The organism is Halobaculum sp. MBLA0147 (assembly GCF_041361345.1).
Classification (GTDB): Archaea; Halobacteriota; Halobacteria; order Halobacteriales; family Haloferacaceae; genus JAHENP01.
Genome location: NZ_JBGKAD010000001.1, coordinates 453,703 through 473,125, shown reverse-complemented (window position 1 = coordinate 473,125; position 19,423 = coordinate 453,703). Strand labels below are relative to the sequence as shown.

At 67.7% G+C, this 19,423-nt stretch carries 17 protein-coding genes; 12 read left to right on the top strand and 5 right to left on the bottom strand.

The window, feature by feature from the left end; genetic code table 11:
* Positions 1-74: 74 nt before the first annotated feature.
* Positions 75-608: a hypothetical protein gene (locus tag RYH80_RS02220; protein ID WP_370902223.1), complete on the bottom strand. Its 534-nt coding sequence runs from the start codon at positions 606-608 to the stop codon at positions 75-77.
* Positions 609-873: 265 nt separating this feature from the next.
* Between RYH80_RS02220 and RYH80_RS02215 the strand changes: the two genes are divergently transcribed.
* The 6 genes from RYH80_RS02215 (at position 874) to RYH80_RS02190 (ending at position 7,151) form a co-directional block, all read left to right on the top strand.
* Positions 874-2,166: an eCIS core domain-containing protein gene (locus RYH80_RS02215; protein WP_370902222.1), complete on the top strand. Its 1,293-nt coding sequence runs from the start codon at positions 874-876 to the stop codon at positions 2,164-2,166.
* Entirely contained in the window at positions 2,159-2,668 is a 510-nt protein-coding gene (locus RYH80_RS02210; RefSeq protein ID WP_370902221.1) for an ankyrin repeat domain-containing protein, read from the top strand. Before RYH80_RS02215 ends, RYH80_RS02210 begins: the two co-directional genes overlap by 8 nt.
* Positions 2,669-2,797: 129 nt before the next feature.
* A complete protein-coding gene (locus RYH80_RS02205; RefSeq protein WP_370902220.1) occupies positions 2,798-3,460 on the top strand; it encodes an NAD(P)-dependent oxidoreductase in 663 nt (220 codons plus the stop codon).
* A complete protein-coding gene (locus tag RYH80_RS02200) occupies positions 3,457-4,560 on the top strand; it encodes a Rossmann-fold NAD(P)-binding domain-containing protein (RefSeq protein WP_370902219.1) in 1,104 nt (367 codons plus the stop codon). The genes RYH80_RS02205 and RYH80_RS02200 overlap by 4 nt, the downstream gene beginning before the upstream one ends.
* Before the next feature lie 160 nt (positions 4,561-4,720).
* Positions 4,721-6,076 (top strand): LEA/WHy family protein, encoded by a 1,356-nt coding sequence (locus tag RYH80_RS02195; protein WP_370902218.1) that lies wholly within the window; start codon positions 4,721-4,723, stop codon positions 6,074-6,076.
* A 262-nt stretch (positions 6,077-6,338) separates the two neighbouring features.
* The gene (locus RYH80_RS02190) at positions 6,339-7,151 is read left to right on the top strand and encodes a BtpA/SgcQ family protein (RefSeq protein WP_370902217.1); all 813 of its coding nucleotides are present in this window, start codon (positions 6,339-6,341) and stop codon (positions 7,149-7,151) included.
* A gap of 39 nt (positions 7,152-7,190) precedes the next feature.
* On the opposite strand, the gene RYH80_RS02185 is transcribed toward RYH80_RS02190, so the two are convergent.
* Positions 7,191-8,225 (bottom strand): carbohydrate kinase family protein, encoded by a 1,035-nt coding sequence (locus RYH80_RS02185; RefSeq protein ID WP_370902216.1) that lies wholly within the window; start codon positions 8,223-8,225, stop codon positions 7,191-7,193.
* Between the two features lies 1 nt (position 8,226).
* Positions 8,227-9,192 (bottom strand): metallophosphoesterase family protein, encoded by a 966-nt coding sequence (locus RYH80_RS02180; RefSeq protein WP_370902215.1) that lies wholly within the window; start codon positions 9,190-9,192, stop codon positions 8,227-8,229.
* A gap of 358 nt (positions 9,193-9,550) precedes the next feature.
* Between RYH80_RS02180 and RYH80_RS02175 the strand changes: the two genes are divergently transcribed.
* The 6 genes from RYH80_RS02175 (at position 9,551) to RYH80_RS02150 (ending at position 17,394) form a co-directional block, all read left to right on the top strand.
* Positions 9,551-11,731, top strand: coding sequence for an ABC transporter substrate-binding protein (locus RYH80_RS02175; RefSeq protein WP_370902214.1), 2,181 nt, complete (start codon positions 9,551-9,553; stop codon positions 11,729-11,731).
* Positions 11,732-11,929: 198 nt separating this feature from the next.
* Positions 11,930-12,976 (top strand): ABC transporter permease, encoded by a 1,047-nt coding sequence (locus RYH80_RS02170; RefSeq protein ID WP_370902213.1) that lies wholly within the window; start codon positions 11,930-11,932, stop codon positions 12,974-12,976.
* Position 12,977: 1 nt separating this feature from the next.
* Positions 12,978-14,435, top strand: coding sequence for an ABC transporter permease (locus tag RYH80_RS02165; RefSeq protein ID WP_370902212.1), 1,458 nt, complete (start codon positions 12,978-12,980; stop codon positions 14,433-14,435).
* Positions 14,435-15,535: an ABC transporter ATP-binding protein gene (locus tag RYH80_RS02160; RefSeq protein ID WP_370902211.1), complete on the top strand. Its 1,101-nt coding sequence runs from the start codon at positions 14,435-14,437 to the stop codon at positions 15,533-15,535. The genes RYH80_RS02165 and RYH80_RS02160 overlap by 1 nt, the downstream gene beginning before the upstream one ends.
* Complete coding sequence (locus RYH80_RS02155; RefSeq protein ID WP_370902209.1) at positions 15,532-16,866, top strand: ABC transporter ATP-binding protein; 1,335 nt, start codon at positions 15,532-15,534, stop codon at positions 16,864-16,866. Before RYH80_RS02160 ends, RYH80_RS02155 begins: the two co-directional genes overlap by 4 nt.
* Positions 16,867-16,992: 126 nt before the next feature.
* Complete coding sequence (locus tag RYH80_RS02150) at positions 16,993-17,394, top strand: hypothetical protein (protein WP_370902208.1); 402 nt, start codon at positions 16,993-16,995, stop codon at positions 17,392-17,394.
* A 71-nt stretch (positions 17,395-17,465) separates the two neighbouring features.
* Here the strand turns inward: RYH80_RS02150 and RYH80_RS02145 are convergent, their stop codons facing one another.
* Together RYH80_RS02145 and RYH80_RS02140 are read right to left on the bottom strand one after the other, a co-directional pair.
* On the bottom strand, positions 17,466-18,431 hold the full coding sequence (locus RYH80_RS02145; RefSeq protein ID WP_370904632.1) for a metal ABC transporter permease: 966 nt from the start codon (positions 18,429-18,431) through the stop codon (positions 17,466-17,468).
* Positions 18,432-18,538: 107 nt separating this feature from the next.
* On the bottom strand, positions 18,539-19,309 hold the full coding sequence (locus RYH80_RS02140) for a metal ABC transporter ATP-binding protein (protein WP_370904631.1): 771 nt from the start codon (positions 19,307-19,309) through the stop codon (positions 18,539-18,541).
* Positions 19,310-19,423 lie beyond the last annotated feature (114 nt).

The window sequence follows — 19,423 nt, the reverse complement described above, 5'->3', positions numbered from 1 at the left end:
CGGGACTCCGTACTGTGGGTGCGAGTCCACCGGCACGGTGTCGAGTGGTGCCGCTGAGTCGGGTCGCCGTTCGACTACGGCGACGTGGGGTCGGCGGCGTCGACGGCTCCGGTGGCGTCGTCGACTCCGGTGTCGTCGCTCGTGACGGTGTCTGACCGCGTGTCGAAATCGGCGTCGTGATCGGCGAGTCGCTGGCGCCAGCCGTCGGGAAGCGTTGGTGTCTCGACGAGCGTGAACTGGAGACTCGTGAGCCCGTCGAGTACCGTCTCGCGTTCGGCGGGTGTCATCGCGTACTCGTCACGGGGTGTGCCGACCGGGTGGCGTGGTGCCTCGGGGAGGCGGTCGGGCTCACCCATCGCGGCTGCTTGCACGTCGCCGATCGCCTCGGCGACGACGCAGAGGACGTGCTGGAGTTGTGTCGGCGGGACGAACCCGCTCGCTGTGAGTCTGTCGCGGACCGCTTCTGTCGCGGTGTGGAGCTCCCTCGTGCGGTACTCCGGCAGTGGGAGCAGTCGGAGCGTCTCCAGGTGGGTGTCGTAGCTGTCGAGCAGTGGCTGTACCTCGGTCGTCCCGTCATCCTTTTCAGACGGAGAATCGTTCGAACACATTGTCGTGGCCTTCCACGACACTGCGGAGGTAGGGTGTCACCAGCACCCTGCCACTTTGCTGCAGTGACGACCCCGCAGTGTCGTGTCTCGGCGTTGTGCTCGCTGGTTGTTAATAGCTACGGTCGTGTTGGGATTAGCCGTGCGTGTGCGGTGACTCGCGTGAGGCTCGGTGTCAGTCGTCTCTGTGCCGGCCGTCACTAGTCGACAGCGTTCGCTAGTAGGGAGAAGGATTAAGCGATATCAAATAGGAATTGGTAGTCGAGAGATGAGTCGACGGTCGCGGCGGTCCCGAAACAGGAGCGCAGAGACGAACGACGCAGAGGCGAGTCGCACGGAGAGTGGTGAGGAGAGCCAGCGGTGGCCGTCGGACGCTGCGGTCGGTCCCAACACCGCCGGGCCAACTACGAAGGAGGAAGCAGAGGCGTACTACGGTCGAGAGATAGACAGTGCGAAGGAGTACAGAGAGTTGCAGCGGTTGGAGAAGGCGTACGGTGGACAGGTCCACCGGTGGATCGACGAGGGGATTCCGCTTGACGCGATGGGTGACCAGTCGAAGATCCAACGCTTCAGAGAGCGCCGCGACTCCGAGATTCCCTACGACATCGAGGAGTTCAACCAGGACTCTCTCGACGAGAACACAGGTCGTGTCGCCCGACGAGTGCGAGAGGGGCCGGCCGGTGAGACGGACGTTCCCGACTCAGTCCGTGAAGTACTCTCGTCGCCTGGCCGGTCGCTCGATCCGGCAGTCCAGCGCGCCGTCGAAGAGCGGATGGGCGAGTCGTTCGGCGACGTACGGATTCACACTGGCCCGAAGGCAGCCGAAGCGGCCGACGAGATCGATGCGCGAGCGTTCACCGTCGGTAACCACGTCGCGTTCGGTGCCGGCGAGTACGATCCCGAATCGACCGAGGGGCAACACGTCTTGGTCCACGAGTTGGCGCACGTTCGCCAGCAGACGGCCGGGGCGGTGTCGATGCTCCCTCGTGACGCCAAACTCGATCCGGCGGTGGCGGGAGTCGTCGGGGACGGCTCACGAGAGGGTGGTGCGACGGTCCAGCGTCTCCTCGCCGGGAGCGCACTCGGTGTCGACGCGCTGGGTGCCACGCCCGTGTACCTCCAGCGGTCCGAACGACAGCCACGGCGCGACAACGGCGAATTCGGCGAGATCGACTGGGGGGAGTACGAGGAGAAGCGGTTCGGTCGACAGCGACGGCCGGAGTACGACGAACCGGGACAGAGACGTGAAGTCTGGGAACGTGCCAAGCGGAAGGCAGACAACGGCGTTGTCGTGGACCCGAACACACGTCAACCACTGGGCACGTTCGAGGATTACGGTGACTCGTGGGAGATGGGACACAAACCGGGGCGCGAATACCAGTACTTAGTCAGGTACTATCTTCTCGGCGTAATATCTGAGGAGGAATTCGTGTCGGAGTATCAGGACCCGGAGCACTATCATCCCGAAGATCCAAGCGCGAACAGGAGCCACGAGTATGAACGAGACGGACAGTATTGGGCAGACAAGTGGGGCGACCTGGAGGAACACAGAGATGACTGACGACGGAGACGATCTGTACCGTCGTACCGACATCGAATCGGCTATCGTACAGGGCGACAAGTCGAAATACGACGAACTGATCGACGACGCCGACCTCGACCACAGAGGCGGGAACAACAACACACTGCTACACGAAGCGACGATTATGGGTCGGACAGAGATCGTCGCGGATCTCTTGGAGCGTGGAATCGACATCGACGCGGTAGACGACGGTGGGAAAACGGCACTCCACTGTGCAATTCAGGAGGGATATCCGGAGATCGCGCAGACACTCCTCGACAACGGCGCACGAGTCGATATCAAAGACGCGTACGAGGTAGAACCTCTCCTCCACGCAGTGGGCGAGTCGTACTACGACCTGACCGAGCGCATTCTCGAACGAGGCGGCGACCCGACTCACGAGAACGAAGTCGGAATCAGCCCACTGAGCCTCGCACGCGAAGGGTGGCCACAGAAGTACGTCGACCTGCTCGAATCCTACGCCGACGAGGGCGACGCGTAGGACATCCGAGACGACGATCGAGAGAGCGTCACCGAAAACCCGTCTCCACGTCCCGAACGACTCCGACCCTCCATCACTCACCCAATACGAAGTTGCAAGTATTTAGCTTCGGCCAGCGTAGTGAGTCCCGTGAGAATCACAGTGTTCGGTGCGTCGGGACGGACTGGAATCCCGCTGGTGCGGGCGGCGGTGGCGGACGGCCACGAGGTCGTCGCCTTCGTCCGGACGGCGGAGAAGTTGACACGGACACCACCGGACGGTGGAGCACGGATCGACGCCGACGACCCGAACCTCGAGATCGTCGAGGGTGACGCCTACACCGGCGAGGGGGTCGTGGAGGCGGTCCGTGGAGCGGACGCCGTCGTCTCCGTGCTCGGTCAGACGAGCGGGAGTCCAGACGACCTCCTCACGGTCGCGGGCGACCACGTCCTCGACGCGATGCGAGAGACCGGCGTCCGCCGGTTCGTCGGGCTCGTCGGCGCGGGCGTCCGCGAACCGGGGGAGTCCGTCTCGCTCCCCGGGCGGGCGATGGGGGTCCTGTTGCGACTCGCCGCCGGCTCGGTGTTGGCCGACGCCGAGACACACGTCCAGCGGGTCGAGGAGACGAACCTCGACTGGACCGTGGCCCGCGTCCCGCGCCTGACGGACGACCCCGGCACGGGCGAGTACCGAGCCGGCGACGTGACGTTGGGCTTCGAGGCCGTCTCGCGAGCCGACGTGGCGCAGATGCTGTTGGACACAGTCGTGGACGAGGCGTACGTCCGCGAGCTCCCGAAGGTGGGTCCGGCGTGACCGACGCTCGCCCGACCGTTCTCGTCACGGCGGGGACCGGGACGGTCGGTCGCCACGTCGTCGGCGAGTTGGCACGCGCCGACGTGACCGTCCGTGTCGGGAGCCGCGACCCCGAGCGAGCACGCGAGCGGTTCGCGGACGACGACTGGCGCGACGACCAGCGTGACGACGAGAGCGAAGCCGAGCGAGGTGACGGGGAGCGAGCCAGTGACGAGTGCGACGACACCGCGTCGACGGAGTCCGATCGGACGGGGACGAGCACGGACGTCCCGGAAGCCCCGGCGGCGTTCGACGACTTTCCGCCACTCCCGACGGACGCGAGCGTCGATTTCGCCGCGTTCGACTACGAGCGGCCGGAGACGTGGGGACCGGCGCTCGCGGACGTCGACCGACTGTTCCTCGTGTTCGTCCCGAGTGTGGGCGCAGACAGGCTCCGCTCGTTCGTCGACGCGGCGTCTCGGGTGGGTGTCGACCACGTCGCGTACCTCTCGACGCTCGGTGCGGACCGGAACCCGCTGATCCCGCACTTCTGGAACGAGCGGCACCTCCGCGACACGCCGGTCCCACACACGGTCCTCCGTGCGTCGTTCTTCTGTCAGAATCTCCACGAGGTCCACGGGCGTGCGATCCGAGACGACGGCGAGATTCCCGTGCCGGCCGGCGACGGAGAGACGAGCTTCGTCGACGCACGCGACGTCGCGGCCGTCGCGGCGCGGGTGCTCTCCGAGGGATCACACCGGGATCGAGCACTCGACGTGACGGGACCGACGGCAGTGGACTACCACACTGTCGCACGGACGCTCTCTTCGGTCCTCCGGCGACCCGTCACCTACACCGACCCTTCGGCCCCGGCCTTCCTCTGGCGAGCGCGCACCGAGCACGGACTGGGGTTCGCGCTCCTGATGATCGGTATCTACACCACCGCACGACTCGGGCTCGCCTCACGAGTGAGTGACGACGCACACGAGGTACTCGGACGAGAGCCGCGCGACTTGCGTGCGTACGCAGTCGACTACGCCGCCGCGTTCGGCGTGGAGCACGCCGACGGGCCGGGTGCTAGCGGTCCTGCTGGGTCGAACTCGACGACACCCCGGCGCTGACGGAACCGTGCGGTCGTTCCCCAGCGGGCGGTCCGGTCGTTCCCCAGCGGACGGCCCTGCCGTCTCGACCCTCGACGCGAACCCGACTCGTCGGGTCCAGACGCCGATCCAGGGCCGTGTCGGCCGAACGTCTAAACCCCGCAGTCGCCACGCGGCGAGTATGCCACGCCTCGGAGAGACGCTGTTCGGGTCGCCGCTCCGGATCGTCGTCGTCGGACTGCTGTCCGTCGCGCTCGTGATCGGTGGTGGGTTCGCCGTCGGGGTGTTCGGGGTCCCGTCCGTCGACGGCGTCGAGAACCGGTTCGGGACCGTGACGAACGAGACCACCGTGATCGAGACCGATCTCGAGTTGTCGAATCCCAATCCGGTCGGCGTCCAGTTGGGTGGTGTCTCCGTGAATTACACCGTCTCGATGAACGGGGTCCGGATGGCCGAGGGGAGTCGACGCGGCGTCGCGGTCCCGGCCGGCAACTCGACGCTGACCCTCACGACCAGACTGGACAACGAGCGGATTCCGGCGTGGTGGGTGACCCACGTCCGCGACGAGGAACAGACACGACTCGTAGTGAACGCGACGGTCACGTCTCCGACGCTCGGGGTGACACGGGAGTTCTCCGTGACGCGGTCGATCGAGACGGACCTACTCGGTGCGTTCGCCTCGACGGAGACACGCCCAGTGAACGCCGACGTGCCACTCGTCTCCGATCCGGTGTTGTACGTCAACGAGACGGACGCCCGCTGGGGGACACCGACGACCGAGGAGACGCCACTGGACGCGACGTTCACCGTCTACAACCCGAAGCCGATCCCGTACGCGATCTCGGAGATCGGTTACGAGGTCTACATGAACGACGTCCGGGTCGGTGCGGGGACGACCGAAGAGCCGTACGCGCTCCCGCCGAAGACGGAGACCGACGTGGGTGTCGGGGCGGTGATCCGCAACGCGGCGCTCGACGAGTGGTGGGTGTCACACCTCCAGAACGACCAACGAACGGCGTTGCGGATCGACTTCTACGCCCGACTGGATCTGGGTGGCGGGCAGACTGTCCGGGTGCCGCTCGACGAACTGACGTACCGCGAGACGATCGAGACGGACATCTTCGGCACCGACGGGAGCGACGCCGGGTCGAACGGAGACACCCAGTCGTCCGGATCGGAGTCCACGGCGACGACAGCGAGTTCGTCGCGGACGACCACCAGTCCGACATCGGCCAGCGAGGGACCGGAGACCGACGACGGACTGCTCGGCGGAGCGACACCGACCGACGCGCCGAGTGACGAAGTGTCGGAGACCCCGACCGGAGCGGAGACACCGACGCCGACCGACGCGACACCGACGCCGACCGACACGCCGACGGACGGCGACGGACTGCTCGGCGGTGGTGACGGTACCGACACACCGACCGACGGTGGTGGACTCCTCGGCGGCGGCAACGAGACCACCACGGAGACCGACGACGGTCCGTACGACCGAACACCGGTCCGTCGCGTCGACCGAGACGGTAGTCGGGAGTAGCGATTCGGTATAGCGAAAAGTAGTTTACGAGTTCGGCTACTGGCGAAATACGACCGTCGAGAGGAAACACGAACGGAGTCGCGAGACGAGCAGCAGGGCGTTCGAGGGGGACGTGTCGATCGCTGCCGAGGGCGACGCTGGTCGAGCGGCGACCGAGGGACGGACCGTGTCCCGTTCCGATCCCGGACGCGATTCGGGCGAGCGCCGGCACCCGGACGTGGAGACCGTCAGAGTGACCCGCCCGCTCCGCGAACCGGCGAGTGTGACACTGGAACGGTTCGACGCGGCGAAGCCGGTGATCGGGATGGTACACCTGCCGCCGCTGCCGGGGGCACCGAACTTCGACGGCGACCGCGAGGCGATCCTCGCCGACGCGCGCCGCGACGCACGGCGACTCGACGCCGGCGGCGTCGACGGTGTGATGGTCGAGAACTTCGGCGACGCCCCCTTCTACCCCGACGACGTCCCGAAGCACGTCGTCGCGTCGATGACGCGCGCCGCGAACGCCGTGAACGAGGAGATCTCCGTCCCGCTGGGGATCAACGTGCTCCGCAACGACTCGCTGGCGGACCTCGCGGTCGCGCAGGCGGTCGACGCCGACTTCGTGCGGGCGAACGTCCACACGGGTGCACGAGTGACCGACCAGGGGATCGTCGAGGGACGTGCCCACGAGGTGATGCGAGAACGCGAGCGCCTCGACGCCGACGTGGCGCTGTTCGCGGACCACGACGTGAAACACTCCGCACCGTTGGGGACCCGTGAGTACAACGCCGAGAGCATGGCAGACGGCGTCGAGCGCGGCCTCGCGGACGCGACGGTCGTCACCGGGATCGGGACGGGACACGGTGTCGATCTGGACGATCTGGAGGCCGCCGTCGAGCGGCGCGACGCGTACGACCTCGACGTGCCGATCTTCGTCGGGAGCGGCGTCCGCGCGGACACCGTCGGCGAGATCCTCTCGCTGGCCGACGGCGTGATCGTCGGCACCTCGCTCAAGGAGGACGGCGACGTGGGCCGACCGGTGTCGGAAGAGCGAGTCTCGGAGCTCGTCGCCGCCGCACGCGACGCCGAGTGAGGAGGAGCGGTCTGTCGACTCGCGTCCCGCGGCACGGACTCACCTGTCGGCAGGGTCCCGACCGTCGGTGGCATCCCACCCGTCGAGTAACGCCGCCGCGCGGTCGCGACTCGGGTGAGCGCCACGAGCGCCCGCCGCAGTACAGTTTTCGGCGGCCACGCAGGCTGCGACTCGGCCTGCGACTGCCGGCGAGCGGCCGGCCAACAGCCACGCGTGAATCAACCCGCCGACGTACGCGTCACCCGCACCCGTCTCGTCGACGACCTCCACGTCTCGAGCGGGCACGCCGACCACCTCGTCGTCGCGGGTCACCAACGTCGCGCCGTCCGGACCACTCGTGACCGCCGCGCGGGTCACCCCACGGTCTGCGAGTCGGTCGGCGGCGTCTCGGCCCGTCGCGTCGAGGTAGGAGTCGGCGGCCACGTCCCCGACGACGAACAGCGCCGCGCGGTCCACCCACCGGTCGATCGACGCCGGTGTCGCGCCACGCCCCTCCAACTCCGACAGCGGCCCGGAGAGGTCGAACACCACCGGCGGGAACGACGACGACTCGCTCCACGCGGCGAGCGACTGCTGGACTGTGTCCGGCGCGTACGCGGTGACGAACACGACCTCGCTCGCAGCGAGGTACGCGCGGTCCGACTCGTCCAGACGGAGTCGCCGGACACTCTCGCCGGCCGTGACGATGCTCCGCGTGCCGTCGTCGTCGACCAGGATCACGCAGTGTGTCGACACCTCGTCTGCCTCCCCGCGCCGGACGCGAGTCGTGTCGAGCGGTCCCTCGCGGAGGTCGGTCGCGACGGCGTCACCCAACTCGTCCGTCCCGAGCCGCGTGACGACACCCGCCTCGTGGCCCAGTGCCGAGACGGCGCAGGCGACGTTGGCGGCGACGCCACCGAACCGTTCCGTGACGGTCTCGGCGAACGCACCGCCGTCCGGTGCCGGGAGGTTCGACACCGCGTAGTGCCGGTCGACCGTGGCCGCGCCCACCGTCGCGACGACCGGCGACTCGTCCGCGTCGATCACCGGCGACTCGTCCACCCCGTCTGCTGGGCTCCCGTCCGCGTCGGACATCTCACTCCTCGACGAGCGGGAACTGGGCGAGTCGCGTCGCGGCCATCGCGGTCAGCCCACGGGCGGTGACGGAGTCACCGGCCCGTTCGCGGTGACCCCGGACGGTCCCCTCGAAGTCTGCACACGGGACCAGCCTGATCTCGGTCCCCTCCGGTCCCACGTCGACGAGGAGGTACGACTGCGGGAACGAACACGTCGTCGGCACCATCACCTCGCGAACACCACGCTGGTCGACAGTCGAGGGCATGTGGAGGTGTCCGGTCAACACCAGCGGCGCGTCGTTCTCCGCGAGCACGTCGACGAACGGCTCGGGGTCGCGCAGCTCCGGCGGGACGAACATGTCCGGTTCCGCGAGGTCCCGGTGCTCGTGGACCTGCTCGGCCATCGCCGGGAGGTTGAAGTGCGAGACGACGACCGGCGTGTCGGTCTCCGGCAGCGTGTCGGCGAGCCACTCGACGGTCTCCTCGCGCACCAACCCCTCGTGGGTGTCCGTCAGGAACGTCTCGTCGCCCGAGGAGTTGATCCCCAGCAGATCGACGCCGCCGACCTCGACGTGGAACGGGAACTCCTCGCCCGGGGCGTACCGCTCCGCGAACTCCGCGACCGGGAGGTTGTCGTGGTCGTACCCCTCCTTGGGCACGTCGTGGTTGCCGGGGACGCTGTAGAACGGCGCGTCGAGATCGGCGTCGGCCAGGATCTCGTCGAACCGCTCGAAGTTCCACGGCTCGCCGTCCTTCGTGATGTCGCCGGCACACACGACGGCGTCGGGGTCGCGTGCTGCCGCGTCCTGCAGTGCGGCCTCGACGTGGGCCTCGGTGTGTTCGAACAGCTTCGAGGTACCCGACTCCCGCGTCGAGAGGTGTGGGTCCGCGATCACGGCGAGTCGTGTCCGCTCGTCGGTTCGTGGCCGGTCCAACGACGCCATCCGGACGCCCGAACTGCGTCCGTCGCGGTCGACAGGGTTCACACCCTGGGGTCGGGAGCCACGGACTAAACCTCGCCGGTGTCCGGCGCCGTCCGGTCGCGACACCACGATCACCACGACCGACTGGTCGGATCGACGCCGCCGACGCACGGACGACCCCACCGACAACCCGGACGACTGTCACGGTCGTGACTGGGGAGCGGGCGGGCCGACCGGGGGCGAATTTCGTCGCCTCCGTACCCACAGTGAACACTCTACATTACGGGGTATCTACGACGAGTTTCGGTCGGAAAGACGTGTGCCTGAGAGAATCGAGTGACTGCAGTATATATAGCGGTACGTTATCGAACGGAAACGCGGATGGCAAGCTATTTTGGTGGGCTCTCCGGGTTACCACGTGATGCCCGAGGACACAACTCGACGCGGGTTCCTGGCGGCGGCTGGTACGGGCGCAGCGGCCGCGCTCGCGGGGTGCAGCGGGAACGAGCCTGCCGACTCGACGGAGACGCAGGCACAGACCGACACCGGGACGCCGGAGCCGACGGACACGGCGACGCCGACGCCGGACAAAGAGCAGACGGGCGGGACGCTCCAGTTGGCCTCGCCCGGTCCGGTCCAGACGCTGGACCCGGTGAACGCGAAGGGGTCCGGTGCGGGGTACAACCAGTACAACGCGACGCTGATGAACTTCCCGAACGGGGACCTGCCCCCGGTCGGCGACCTGGCGACGGACTACGAGCTGTCGAACGGCGGCAAGACGTACACGTTCTCGCTGAAACAGGGCGTGCAGTTCCACGACGGGACGGAGCTGACCGCGGAGGACTTCGTCTACTCGTGGGAGCGGCTCGCGGGCTCCGAGGAGACCCGCAACGCGGACGACATCATCGGCGACACGATGACCATCCAACACGAGACGACGGAGGGGATGGACGGTGTCGCCGCGTTCAAACCCGGAACGCTGGCGGTCGAGGCGGTCGACGAGTACACGCTGGAGTTCACGATGGAGACCCCGTTCCTGGGGACGCTCCAGCAGGTCGCGGGCGGCGCGTTCGCGCCGATCCCGGCGGGTGCGGTCGCGTACCCGAAGGACTACGAACAGCACGGACTGGACGGCCTGATGTACGAGGGGGAGTACGAGTACAACGAGTACTTCTCGACGCAGGGTGACGGGCCGTTCTTCGCCGGTGCGGGGCCGTTCACCGTCGACTCCTGGAGCAAGGGCGACCAGATCGTCCTGTCGGCGTTCGACGACTACCACGGCGAGGGGCCGCTGATCGACGAGATCGTCTTCACGGTGATCGGCAACTCCTCGACCCGGTACAGCCGGTACAAGAACGGCAACCTCGACATGCTGGGCGTCTCCTCGTCGACGGCCATCCCGACGGCCCAGTTCGACCCGAGTCGCCGCACCATCGACACGGACCGGGGCACCTACCGCACCGGCACCTACGAGATGGACAACGGCGAGACGACGAACTACGGGGAGGCCCCGGCGCTGGACACGGACTACATCGTATTCAACTGCGCGCGGACGCCCAAGCCCGTCCGACAGGCGATCGCGTACCTGATCAACCAGGAGCGGATCGCCAACGACGTGTACAAGGGCCTCAACGTGCCCGCGTACCACCTCTCGCCGCCGGCCGCGTTCCCGGCCGCGGAGGGTGAGAACCCGGCGGACAACTACAACGCACACTACCAGGACGGCGAGGGGAGCCAACTCGACGTGGCCTCCGACGGCTACATGTACGGGATCGGCGAGGCCCGCATCGACCAGGCGAAGCAGGTGATGCGCGACGCCGGCTACGGTCCGGACAACCGCTACGAGGTCGAGTTCACCGTCTTCTCCGGGAGCACCGGGTGGGACGCCATCTCGAAGAACCTCCGGGACAAGGCGTCGGCCGCGTTCATCGACATCAACATCGTGAAGGCGGACTTCGGGACGATCATCGGCCAGGCACTCGACGGCGCGATGGACATGTTCTCGCTGGGTGACGGGATGGAGTACGCGGATCCGTCGAACTTCCTGCGGTTCATCCCGCCGTACGACGAGCCGAGCGGGATGTTCACGCGGTGGACCTACCAGGTCCGTGCCAGCGACGTGGACACGGCGGGTGCCGGGGTCGAGCAGATCCGCGACGACGTGTACGGGGCGCTCGACGCGGACTTCCCGAAGGACCACATCAAGGTCGAGAACACGGGGGACGACGCCGAGAACCCGCCCGCGGTGCGGGTCGCCATCGAGAACGTCACCCCGGACGAACTCTCTTCGGCGCTGTCGTCGGCCGGCTACACGGTGAACGGCTCCGTCGAGTCGACGCAGGCGGAGTTCGACCCGCTGATGCCGCGTTCGGACCGGCAGTGGGACAAGTACCAGGCGAACCGTGGTCCCTCCGCGGAGGAGCGGGCCGCCCGCCGCGAGGTGTACCGGTTCGTCGAGGAGACGAACTGGGAGGCCGTCCAAGAGCTTCCGCTGGTCCACGGGATCAGCCAGCGCATCTGGCAGGATCGCGTGAACGTTCGGATGTCCGGAACGATGGAAGACCAGACGTTCAACCAGCTCACGCTGGACGACGGCAACTGAGGCGACACGACGGGGTCGCCCCCGTCGCCGCTCGCACACCGGCTGCCGTCCCGTCGCCACCCGCACGCCGGCAGCCGAGCCGCCGACGAGAACCGACGCGTAGACGACTCTCAAACGGAAATTTCGAGGTGCCGGGCTCTCGCTTCCGTCAGGATTTTTAGGGTACGAGCACAGGCACCAGACGAACACAGAGGCATCATGGAACGACTGAAGTACATCACCAAGCGGATTCTCATGGCGTTCCCGGTGTTGTGGCTCGGGACCAGCATGACCTGGTTCATCATCTACCAGGGGCCGGTCGATCCGGCGGCGAACTTGCTGAGTGGTAACGAGCGCCTGACCGAGGAGAAGTACGAGGCCGCGCGCCAGTCACTCGGGTTGGATCAACCGCCGCTCGAACACTACGTCGACTGGTCGACGAGTCTGTACACGCTCGACCTGGGCCAGACGTGGCTGATCTACGCCGGCTCCGACGTGGGGGCGCTGGTGATCGACTTCCTGCCACGGACCGTGTGGCTCGGGTTCTGGTCGGTCCTCATCGCGATCTTCGTCGGGATCCCGCTGGGGTTCTACGCGGGGGTCCGGTCGAACACGGTGGCGGACTACGTCGCGTCCGTGTCCGGGATCGTGTGGCGCGCGATGCCGAACTTCTGGCTGGCGGTGATCCTGTTGTCCGTCCTCGTCGGCTCCGAGACGCTGTTGGGGTTCGACTGGGACACGTTCCTGATCGACCTCCCGTCGGGGGTCACCGGGAACCCGGGGCTGTCGTACATGGCCGGTGACCCGCTGGCGCTGTTCACACAGCCGAAGGAGACGTTGGCCGCGATCAAGAAGATCCTCCCGGCGGCGCTGGTGTTGGGGTCGGCGTCGATGGGTAACGAGATGCGGATCGGGCGGACGGCTGTCCTGGAGACGAAGAACGAGCAGTACGTCGACTTCGCCCGCGCGAAGGGGGTCTCGGAGCGCGCCATCGTCTGGAAGCACGTGCTCCGGAACGCCCTGATCCCGCTGGTGCCCATCGTGACGACGGAGGCGTTCCTGTTGATCGGGGGGAGTGTCCTCGTCGAGTCCGTCTTCGGGATCAACGGGATGGGCAAGCTGTTCTTCGACGCGGCGATCCAGGGCGACCTGCCGCTGGTGGGATCACTGATGTTCGTCTTCATCGTCCTCCTGTTGTCGATCAACATCGTCCAGGACGTACTGTACACGCTGATCGACCCGCGAGTGGGGTACGAGGGGAACTGAGATGGCGACACCGACACGCACCTACAGAGACAGCGAGGCGGCACCGTTCGGAGACCGACTCCGAAACAACCCGCGGCCGGCGGTCGTCTGGACCGGCGTCGCCGGGGTCCTGTTGTTGTTGGAGGCGGGGGCGCTCGCGGAGTTCGCCCTGACACTGCTGAGTGACGCCCTGGGCGCGCTCCCGGTCGTGAGTCGCGTCGAGGCGGTCGTGGCGGCGGAGACGGCCGCCGGCGAGGTGCCGACACTGTTGTCGCGGGAGACGATCCCGAACCAGGGGTACTACGACGGCACCGGGTACCGGAACACCTTCTTCGGGTTGGCGCCGGCGATGGCGTGGCTGGTGCGGACGGTGCTGATCTACGCGTACGCGTTCGGGCTGTTGGCGTGGACCTGGGTCGGCTACGACTGGTACCGGACTCACTACCGTGTCGCCGACTGGACGCCCCGCGACGACGTGATCGACCGGATGCGCGACCACTCGTGGGGGCTGTTCGGGCTCACGGTCGTGTTCATGTTCTTCGTGATGGTGGTGTTCGCCCCCTCGATGAGTCCGACGACGGTCGAGGCGAACCTGGCGAACCCGTACAGCTACGAGGTGACCTACTGGACCAGCGGCGGGACGGAGACGGCGACCGTCGGGCAGGCGAACCTCGGATCGCAGTCACAGGGGACGCCACAGGAGAACGTCGGCGTGTGGGCGTACGACGACTTCGGGCGGTTCCACCCGTTCGGGACGCTCCCGAGTGGCAAGGACCTGTTCACCTTCATCGCACACGGCTCGCGGATCTCGTTGATCATCGGGTTGCTCTCGGTGACGCTGTCGGCCGGGATCGCGGTGATCCTGGCGTTGGTCACCGCCTACTACAAGGGGGCGGTGGACCTGACGACCGTGTTGGTCTCCGACGCCGTGATGGGGATGCCCCAGTTGTTGTTGCTCATCATGCTGACGGTGATCCTCTCGGGGACGTGGATCGGGAAGATCTACTCCGGGGCGTTCGTACTGGCGCTGATCTTCGCCGGGACCGGCTGGCCGGCGATGTGGCGGTCGTTCCGTGGGCCGGCGTTGCAGGTGTCCGAACAGGAGTGGGTCGACGCCGCGAAGGCGTTCGGCCAGTCGCCGACGGCGATCATGCGGAAACACATGCTCCCGTACATCACGGGGTACATCCTGGTGTACGGCTCGATGACGCTCGGCGGCGCGATCATCGCCATCGCGGGGCTGTCGTTCCTCGGGCTGGGCGTCAACCCGCCGACGCCCGAGTGGGGACGCGCCGTCAACGCCGGCCAAGACTACGTCACGACGGCCTCCTGGCACATCTCGCTGATCCCGGGCATCTTGATCACGCTCGTCGTCACCGGGTTCAACGCGCTCGGTGACGGCATCCGGGACGCGATCGACCCCGAGTCCGACCAGGCGGGCGGCGAGGGTGAGGCCGGCGGCCGTGGAGGTGGTGCCTGATGGCCGTCGACGACGCGGCGACCACGGAGACGCCGGCCGGCGAGACGGACGACTGGCCGGCCGACGAGCCGTTGTTGGCCGTCGAGGACCTGCACACCACGTTCTACACGGACAAGGAGACGATCCGCGCCGTCGACGGGGTGACGCTCGACATCGACGCCGGCGAGACGGTCGGACTGGTCGGCGAGTCGGGGTCGGGGAAGTCCGTCACGGCACGGACGATCCTGGGGCTCGTCGAGGAACCGGGCCGCGTCGAGAGCGGCTCGATCCGGTTCAAAGGAGACGAGTTGACGGGCGACAACTGGGACGCCCACCGCGGGGACCTCTCGATCGTGTTCCAGGACCCGATCAACTCGATGAACCCGGTGTACACGGTGGGCAACCAGATCCGGGAGGCACTGCGCATCCACCAGGACCTCCGCGGCCAGGAGGCGCGCGAGGAGGCCATCCGGCTGCTGGAGGCGGTCGGGATCCCGGACGCGCCGCGGCGCCTCTCGGAGTACCCACACCAGTACTCCGGCGGGATGCGACAGCGCGCGGTGATCGCCATCGCGCTGGCGTGTGACCCGGACCTGCTGGTGTGTGACGAGCCGACGACGGCGCTGGACGTGACGATCCAGGCGCAGATCCTGGAGTTGCTGGACGAGCTCCAGCGCGAGCAGGACCTCGGTATCCTGTTCATCACCCACGACATGGGTGTGATCGAGGAGATCGCCGACCGCGTGAACGTGATGTACGCGGGGGAGGTCGTCGAGACGGCCTCGGTCGAGCGACTGTTCGAGTCGCCACAACACCCCTACACGCGGGGGCTGCTCGCCTCGATTCCGGGGCGGACCGCCGACGGGGACGAACTGCCGACGATCGGCGGCGAGGTGCCGACGCCGACGAGCGAGCCGGACGAGTGTCGGTTCGCGCCGCGGTGTCCCGCGGCGTTCGAGGAGTGCGAGCGGATCCACCCAGAACACGTCGTCGTCGGTGACGGCGGCGACCACACCGCGGCGTGTCTCCTCCACGAGGATCGGTTCGCACACTCGCCCGACGAGGCGACGTACGACACCGGCGGTGCGGGCGCCGCGACCGACGGAGGTGACCCACAGTGAGTACCGGAACCCACGCCGACCCGACGAGCGACCGGCCGGAGACGACGGCCGAGACGCTGCTGGAGGTACGGAACCTGAAGAAGTACTACGACGACGGCACGTTCGTCTCGGACCCCGTGAAGGCGGTCGACGGCGTCTCGTTCGACCTCCGCAAGGGGGAGACGCTGGGTGTCGTCGGCGAGTCCGGGTGTGGGAAGACCACGCTCGGCCGGACGATCCTCGGCCTGGAGGAGGCGACCGACGGACAGGTGCTCTCGGACGGGACGGACGTGACGACCATCTCGGGAGTCGACCAGCGCGAGTGGCAGCGGGACGCGCAGATGGTGTTCCAGGACCCCGACTCCAGTCTCAACGACCGGATGACGGTCGGCGAGATCATCCGGGAGCCGTTGGACGCCCACGACTGGAAGACGGCAGCGAAGCGACGCGACCGCGTCTTCGAGTTGATCGACGAGGTGGGGCTCCGCGAGGAACACTACTACCGCTACCCCCACCAGTTCTCCGGCGGCCAGCGCCAGCGGATCGGGATCGCCCGTGCGTTGGCACTGGAACCGGAGTTCATCGTGTTGGACGAGCCGGTGTCGGCGCTGGACGTGTCCGTGCAGGCGCGGATCATCAACCTGCTCGACCGGCTCCAAGACGAGTTGGACCTGACGTACCTGTTCATCGCCCACGACCTGAGTGTCGTCCGGCACATCTGCGACCGCGTGGCGGTGATGTACCTCGGGAACGTGGTGGAACTCGGCCCGACGGAGTCCGTCTACACGGACCCCTCACACCCGTACACGATCTCGTTGCTGTCGGCGATCCCCGGGAGTGCGGGGCCGGACCGCCAGCGAGTCACCCTGCGCGGCACACCGCCGTCGCCGCGTGACCCGCCACAGGGGTGTCGGTTCGTCACGCGCTGTCCGGCGAAGGTCCGCCCCGACGAGTACGAGACCCTCTCGGAGGAGGCGTGGGCCGGGATCGAGTCGTTAGTGACGGTGTTCCGGGCGCGGGCGCAGGCCGACGAGGGACTGATCGAGCGTGTGAAGACGCTGCTCGGCCGGTCACCGCGCGACGACGTCGACGAGATCTACGAGGACCTCTTCGGCGACGTTGCGCTGCCGGACCAGGCACAGTCGGAGATCGACCGCGCGCTGGAGGCGTCACGCAGTGGCGACGACGAGGTGGCGACCGCGGTGATCCGCGAGGCGTTCGGCTCCGTCTGTAACGAGCAACGCCCGGAGGCACACGTCGTCGACGAGGACGGCCGCTTCAGCAAGTGCGTCCGCCACGAGGAGGGGTACGAGGACCCCGAGTCCGTGATCGAACGCCGCGTGAGTCGCTGACTCGACGACCACTTGCCGTCCCCCGCGACGACTCACTTCTCGCGAGATCTCAGTCGGTCGAAAACTGTCGACTCCGTGGTGACACGTCCGTTACTCTCTTGTCGGGGTGGTCGTACCGTGTTAACGATGTCCAAGCACGGTTCGACCGGGGGGAGCGGTCTCGAGACGGAGCCGAACGTGGACCGGAGAGAGGGAGTCGTCGTGTGCCGCCCCCGACGGCTCGACGGGTCGGTACGAGCGGCCGAGCGGTTGGCGAACACGGTGGCTTACGAGGCGCGTGCGCCGGGCGTGCGTGGCGTGCTGGTCGACCTCACGGCGAGTGGGGTCTGGGAGCGGGGCGTGGCTGACGTGTGGGCGGACCTGCTGACGGAGCTGTTCGACAGGGCGTGTTCGGCCGCCGTCGTCTGTCCGGAGCCCGGCGACGCGAGACGGGTCGCGCGGGCGGCACCGACTCCAGACGCGGAGGGGGTGACCCGGTCCGTCGGCACCGACTCACGGGTGGCGAGGGAGGCGCTCGGACTCTCGTGAGCCGGCGCAGTGGACCGACCTGGAGCCGGTGAGACCGAGAGCGGACGCACCGACCGGCGGCGACCGAACCCTCAGTCGGCGCGGTCGGACTGTCCGGCGTCGACGTCGATCCCACCGGTCTCTGCCGCCTGTTCGTCGGACAGCATCGTCTGGAGTTTCCCGGCGATCACGGCGAGGACGTACACGCCGACGGCGACGAGGACGATCACGCCGCCCGCCGTCGCCTCGCCGTAGTAGGCGACGGCGATCCCGAGCGTGACGGCGATCTCCGCGAGTGCGATGGAGACGAAGATCGACTCGCCGAAGCTCCGGGACACCTGTGTCGCACCCGCGACCGGGACCACCAGCATCGCGGCGACGAGGATCACGCCCATGATCTGCATCGCGCCGACGACCACCATCGCGGTCAACATCACCACGACGCGGTTGTACCACCGCACCGGGATGCCGGAGACGGCCGCCGCGCGCTCGTCGAAGGTGACGTACAGCAACTGGTTGCGAGTCAGGCCGACCGTCCCGACGATCACCGCGAACAACACGAGGAGGATCGCCGCGCTCTCCTTCGACACCGTCGAGAGGTTCCCGAAGAGGAACTGGTTGACGCCGACGGCCAACCCACCCGCGTTCAGCGAGATCAGTGTCGTCCCGAGGGCGAACCCCGTCGAGAGCACGATCGCCATCGACACGTCGTTGTAGGCGTCCGTCACCTCCGAGATCAACTCGATACACAGCGCGGCGATCATCGCGACGATCACCGCCGTCAGGTACGGCGACACCCCGAGGTCGATCACCGCGTTGAGGAACAACCCGACGGCGACGCCCGCGAACCCGGTGTGTGCGAGTGCGTCCCCGATCAGTGCGAGCTGTCGGTGGACGAGGAACGTCCCGATCAGCGGGGCCATCACCCCGATACACAGCCCGACGAGGATCGCACGGTGCATGAACCCGTACTGGATCAACTCCAGCCCGGTCAGCTTCGCGGCCTCCGAGAGCAGCGCCGACCACAGGTCCAACAGTCCGTACAGCGGCTCGAACAGGGTCGTGTCGGGCTCCGTCTGGAGCGGGCCGATCCCACTACGAGACGCCCCTCGCGGCGGCGCGACGAGCGACCCGAGCCACGCCACCACCCCGGCGACGAGCGGCGTCACGCCCCGTCACCTCCGAGTAGCCCGGCCGCACCGCCGAAGGCGCGCGCCAGTGCCTCGCTGTCGACGAACTCGTCGGCCGGGCCGTCGAAGTACACCGCACGGTTGAGACAGACGACGCGGTCGGCGTGGTCGACGACCGCCGCGAGGTCGTGTTCGATCAACAACACCGTGATCCCGCGGTCGTTGAGCGTCTGCAGCAGATCGTAGAACGCCTCGACGGACTCGGCGTCGACGCCCACCGTCGGCTCGTCCAACACGAGCAGGTCCGCCTCGCTGGCGAGCGCACGAGCGATGAACGCTCGCTGGCGCTGTCCCCCGGACAACTGCGTGACGCGCCGGTTCGCGAACGCGTCCATCCCGACCGTCTCGATGGCGGCGTCCACGATCGCCTCGTCGTCGGCGTCCAGTCGGCCGAACCCGACGTGTGGGAACCGGCCCATCCGGACCACCTCGCGGACGGTGATCGGCATCTCCTTGGACGCGCTGGCGTGTTGGGCGACGTAGCCGAGCCGTTCGCCGTCGTCGAACCGGTGTGCCGGCTCGCCGAACAGCCGTGCGCGTCCCTCGTCGGGCCGTCGGAGGCCGACCATCAGCTCCATCAGCGTGGACTTCCCGGAGCCGTTGGGGCCGACGACGGCGACGAACTCCCCGGGCTCGATCCCGAGTGTCACGTCCTCGATCACTGGTGTCGCGGTGTAGCCGAACGTGACGTTCGTCAACTCGATCACCCGCTCGGCGTCCACCTCCGTGGCTGGTCCGTCCGTCACGGGGGTACCGCCGTCCGCCGCGAGGTTCGTCCCGCCCGTCACGGGGGTACCGCCGTCCGTCGCGAGGTTCGTCCCGTCCGTCGCGAGGTAGGCGGCGTCTCCCCGAGCAGCCCG

Bases quoted from the DNA above. Each gene is read 5' to 3' on its own strand.
- RYH80_RS02220 (WP_370902223.1), bottom strand. From the start codon at position 608: ATGTGTTCGAACGATTCTCCGTCTGAAAAGGATGACGGGACGACCGAG.
- RYH80_RS02215 (WP_370902222.1), top strand. From the start codon at position 874: ATGAGTCGACGGTCGCGGCGGTCCCGAAACAGGAGCGCAGAGACGAAC.
- RYH80_RS02165 (WP_370902212.1), top strand. From the start codon at position 12,978: ATGGCGACACCGACACGCACCTACAGAGACAGCGAGGCGGCACCGTTC.
- RYH80_RS02175 (WP_370902214.1), top strand. From the start codon at position 9,551: ATGCCCGAGGACACAACTCGACGCGGGTTCCTGGCGGCGGCTGGTACG.
- RYH80_RS02150 (WP_370902208.1), top strand. From the start codon at position 16,993: ATGTCCAAGCACGGTTCGACCGGGGGGAGCGGTCTCGAGACGGAGCCG.
- RYH80_RS02195 (WP_370902218.1), top strand. From the start codon at position 4,721: ATGCCACGCCTCGGAGAGACGCTGTTCGGGTCGCCGCTCCGGATCGTC.
- RYH80_RS02185 (WP_370902216.1), bottom strand. From the start codon at position 8,225: ATGTCCGACGCGGACGGGAGCCCAGCAGACGGGGTGGACGAGTCGCCG.
- RYH80_RS02210 (WP_370902221.1), top strand. From the start codon at position 2,159: ATGACTGACGACGGAGACGATCTGTACCGTCGTACCGACATCGAATCG.
- RYH80_RS02170 (WP_370902213.1), top strand. From the start codon at position 11,930: ATGGAACGACTGAAGTACATCACCAAGCGGATTCTCATGGCGTTCCCG.
- RYH80_RS02160 (WP_370902211.1), top strand. From the start codon at position 14,435: ATGGCCGTCGACGACGCGGCGACCACGGAGACGCCGGCCGGCGAGACG.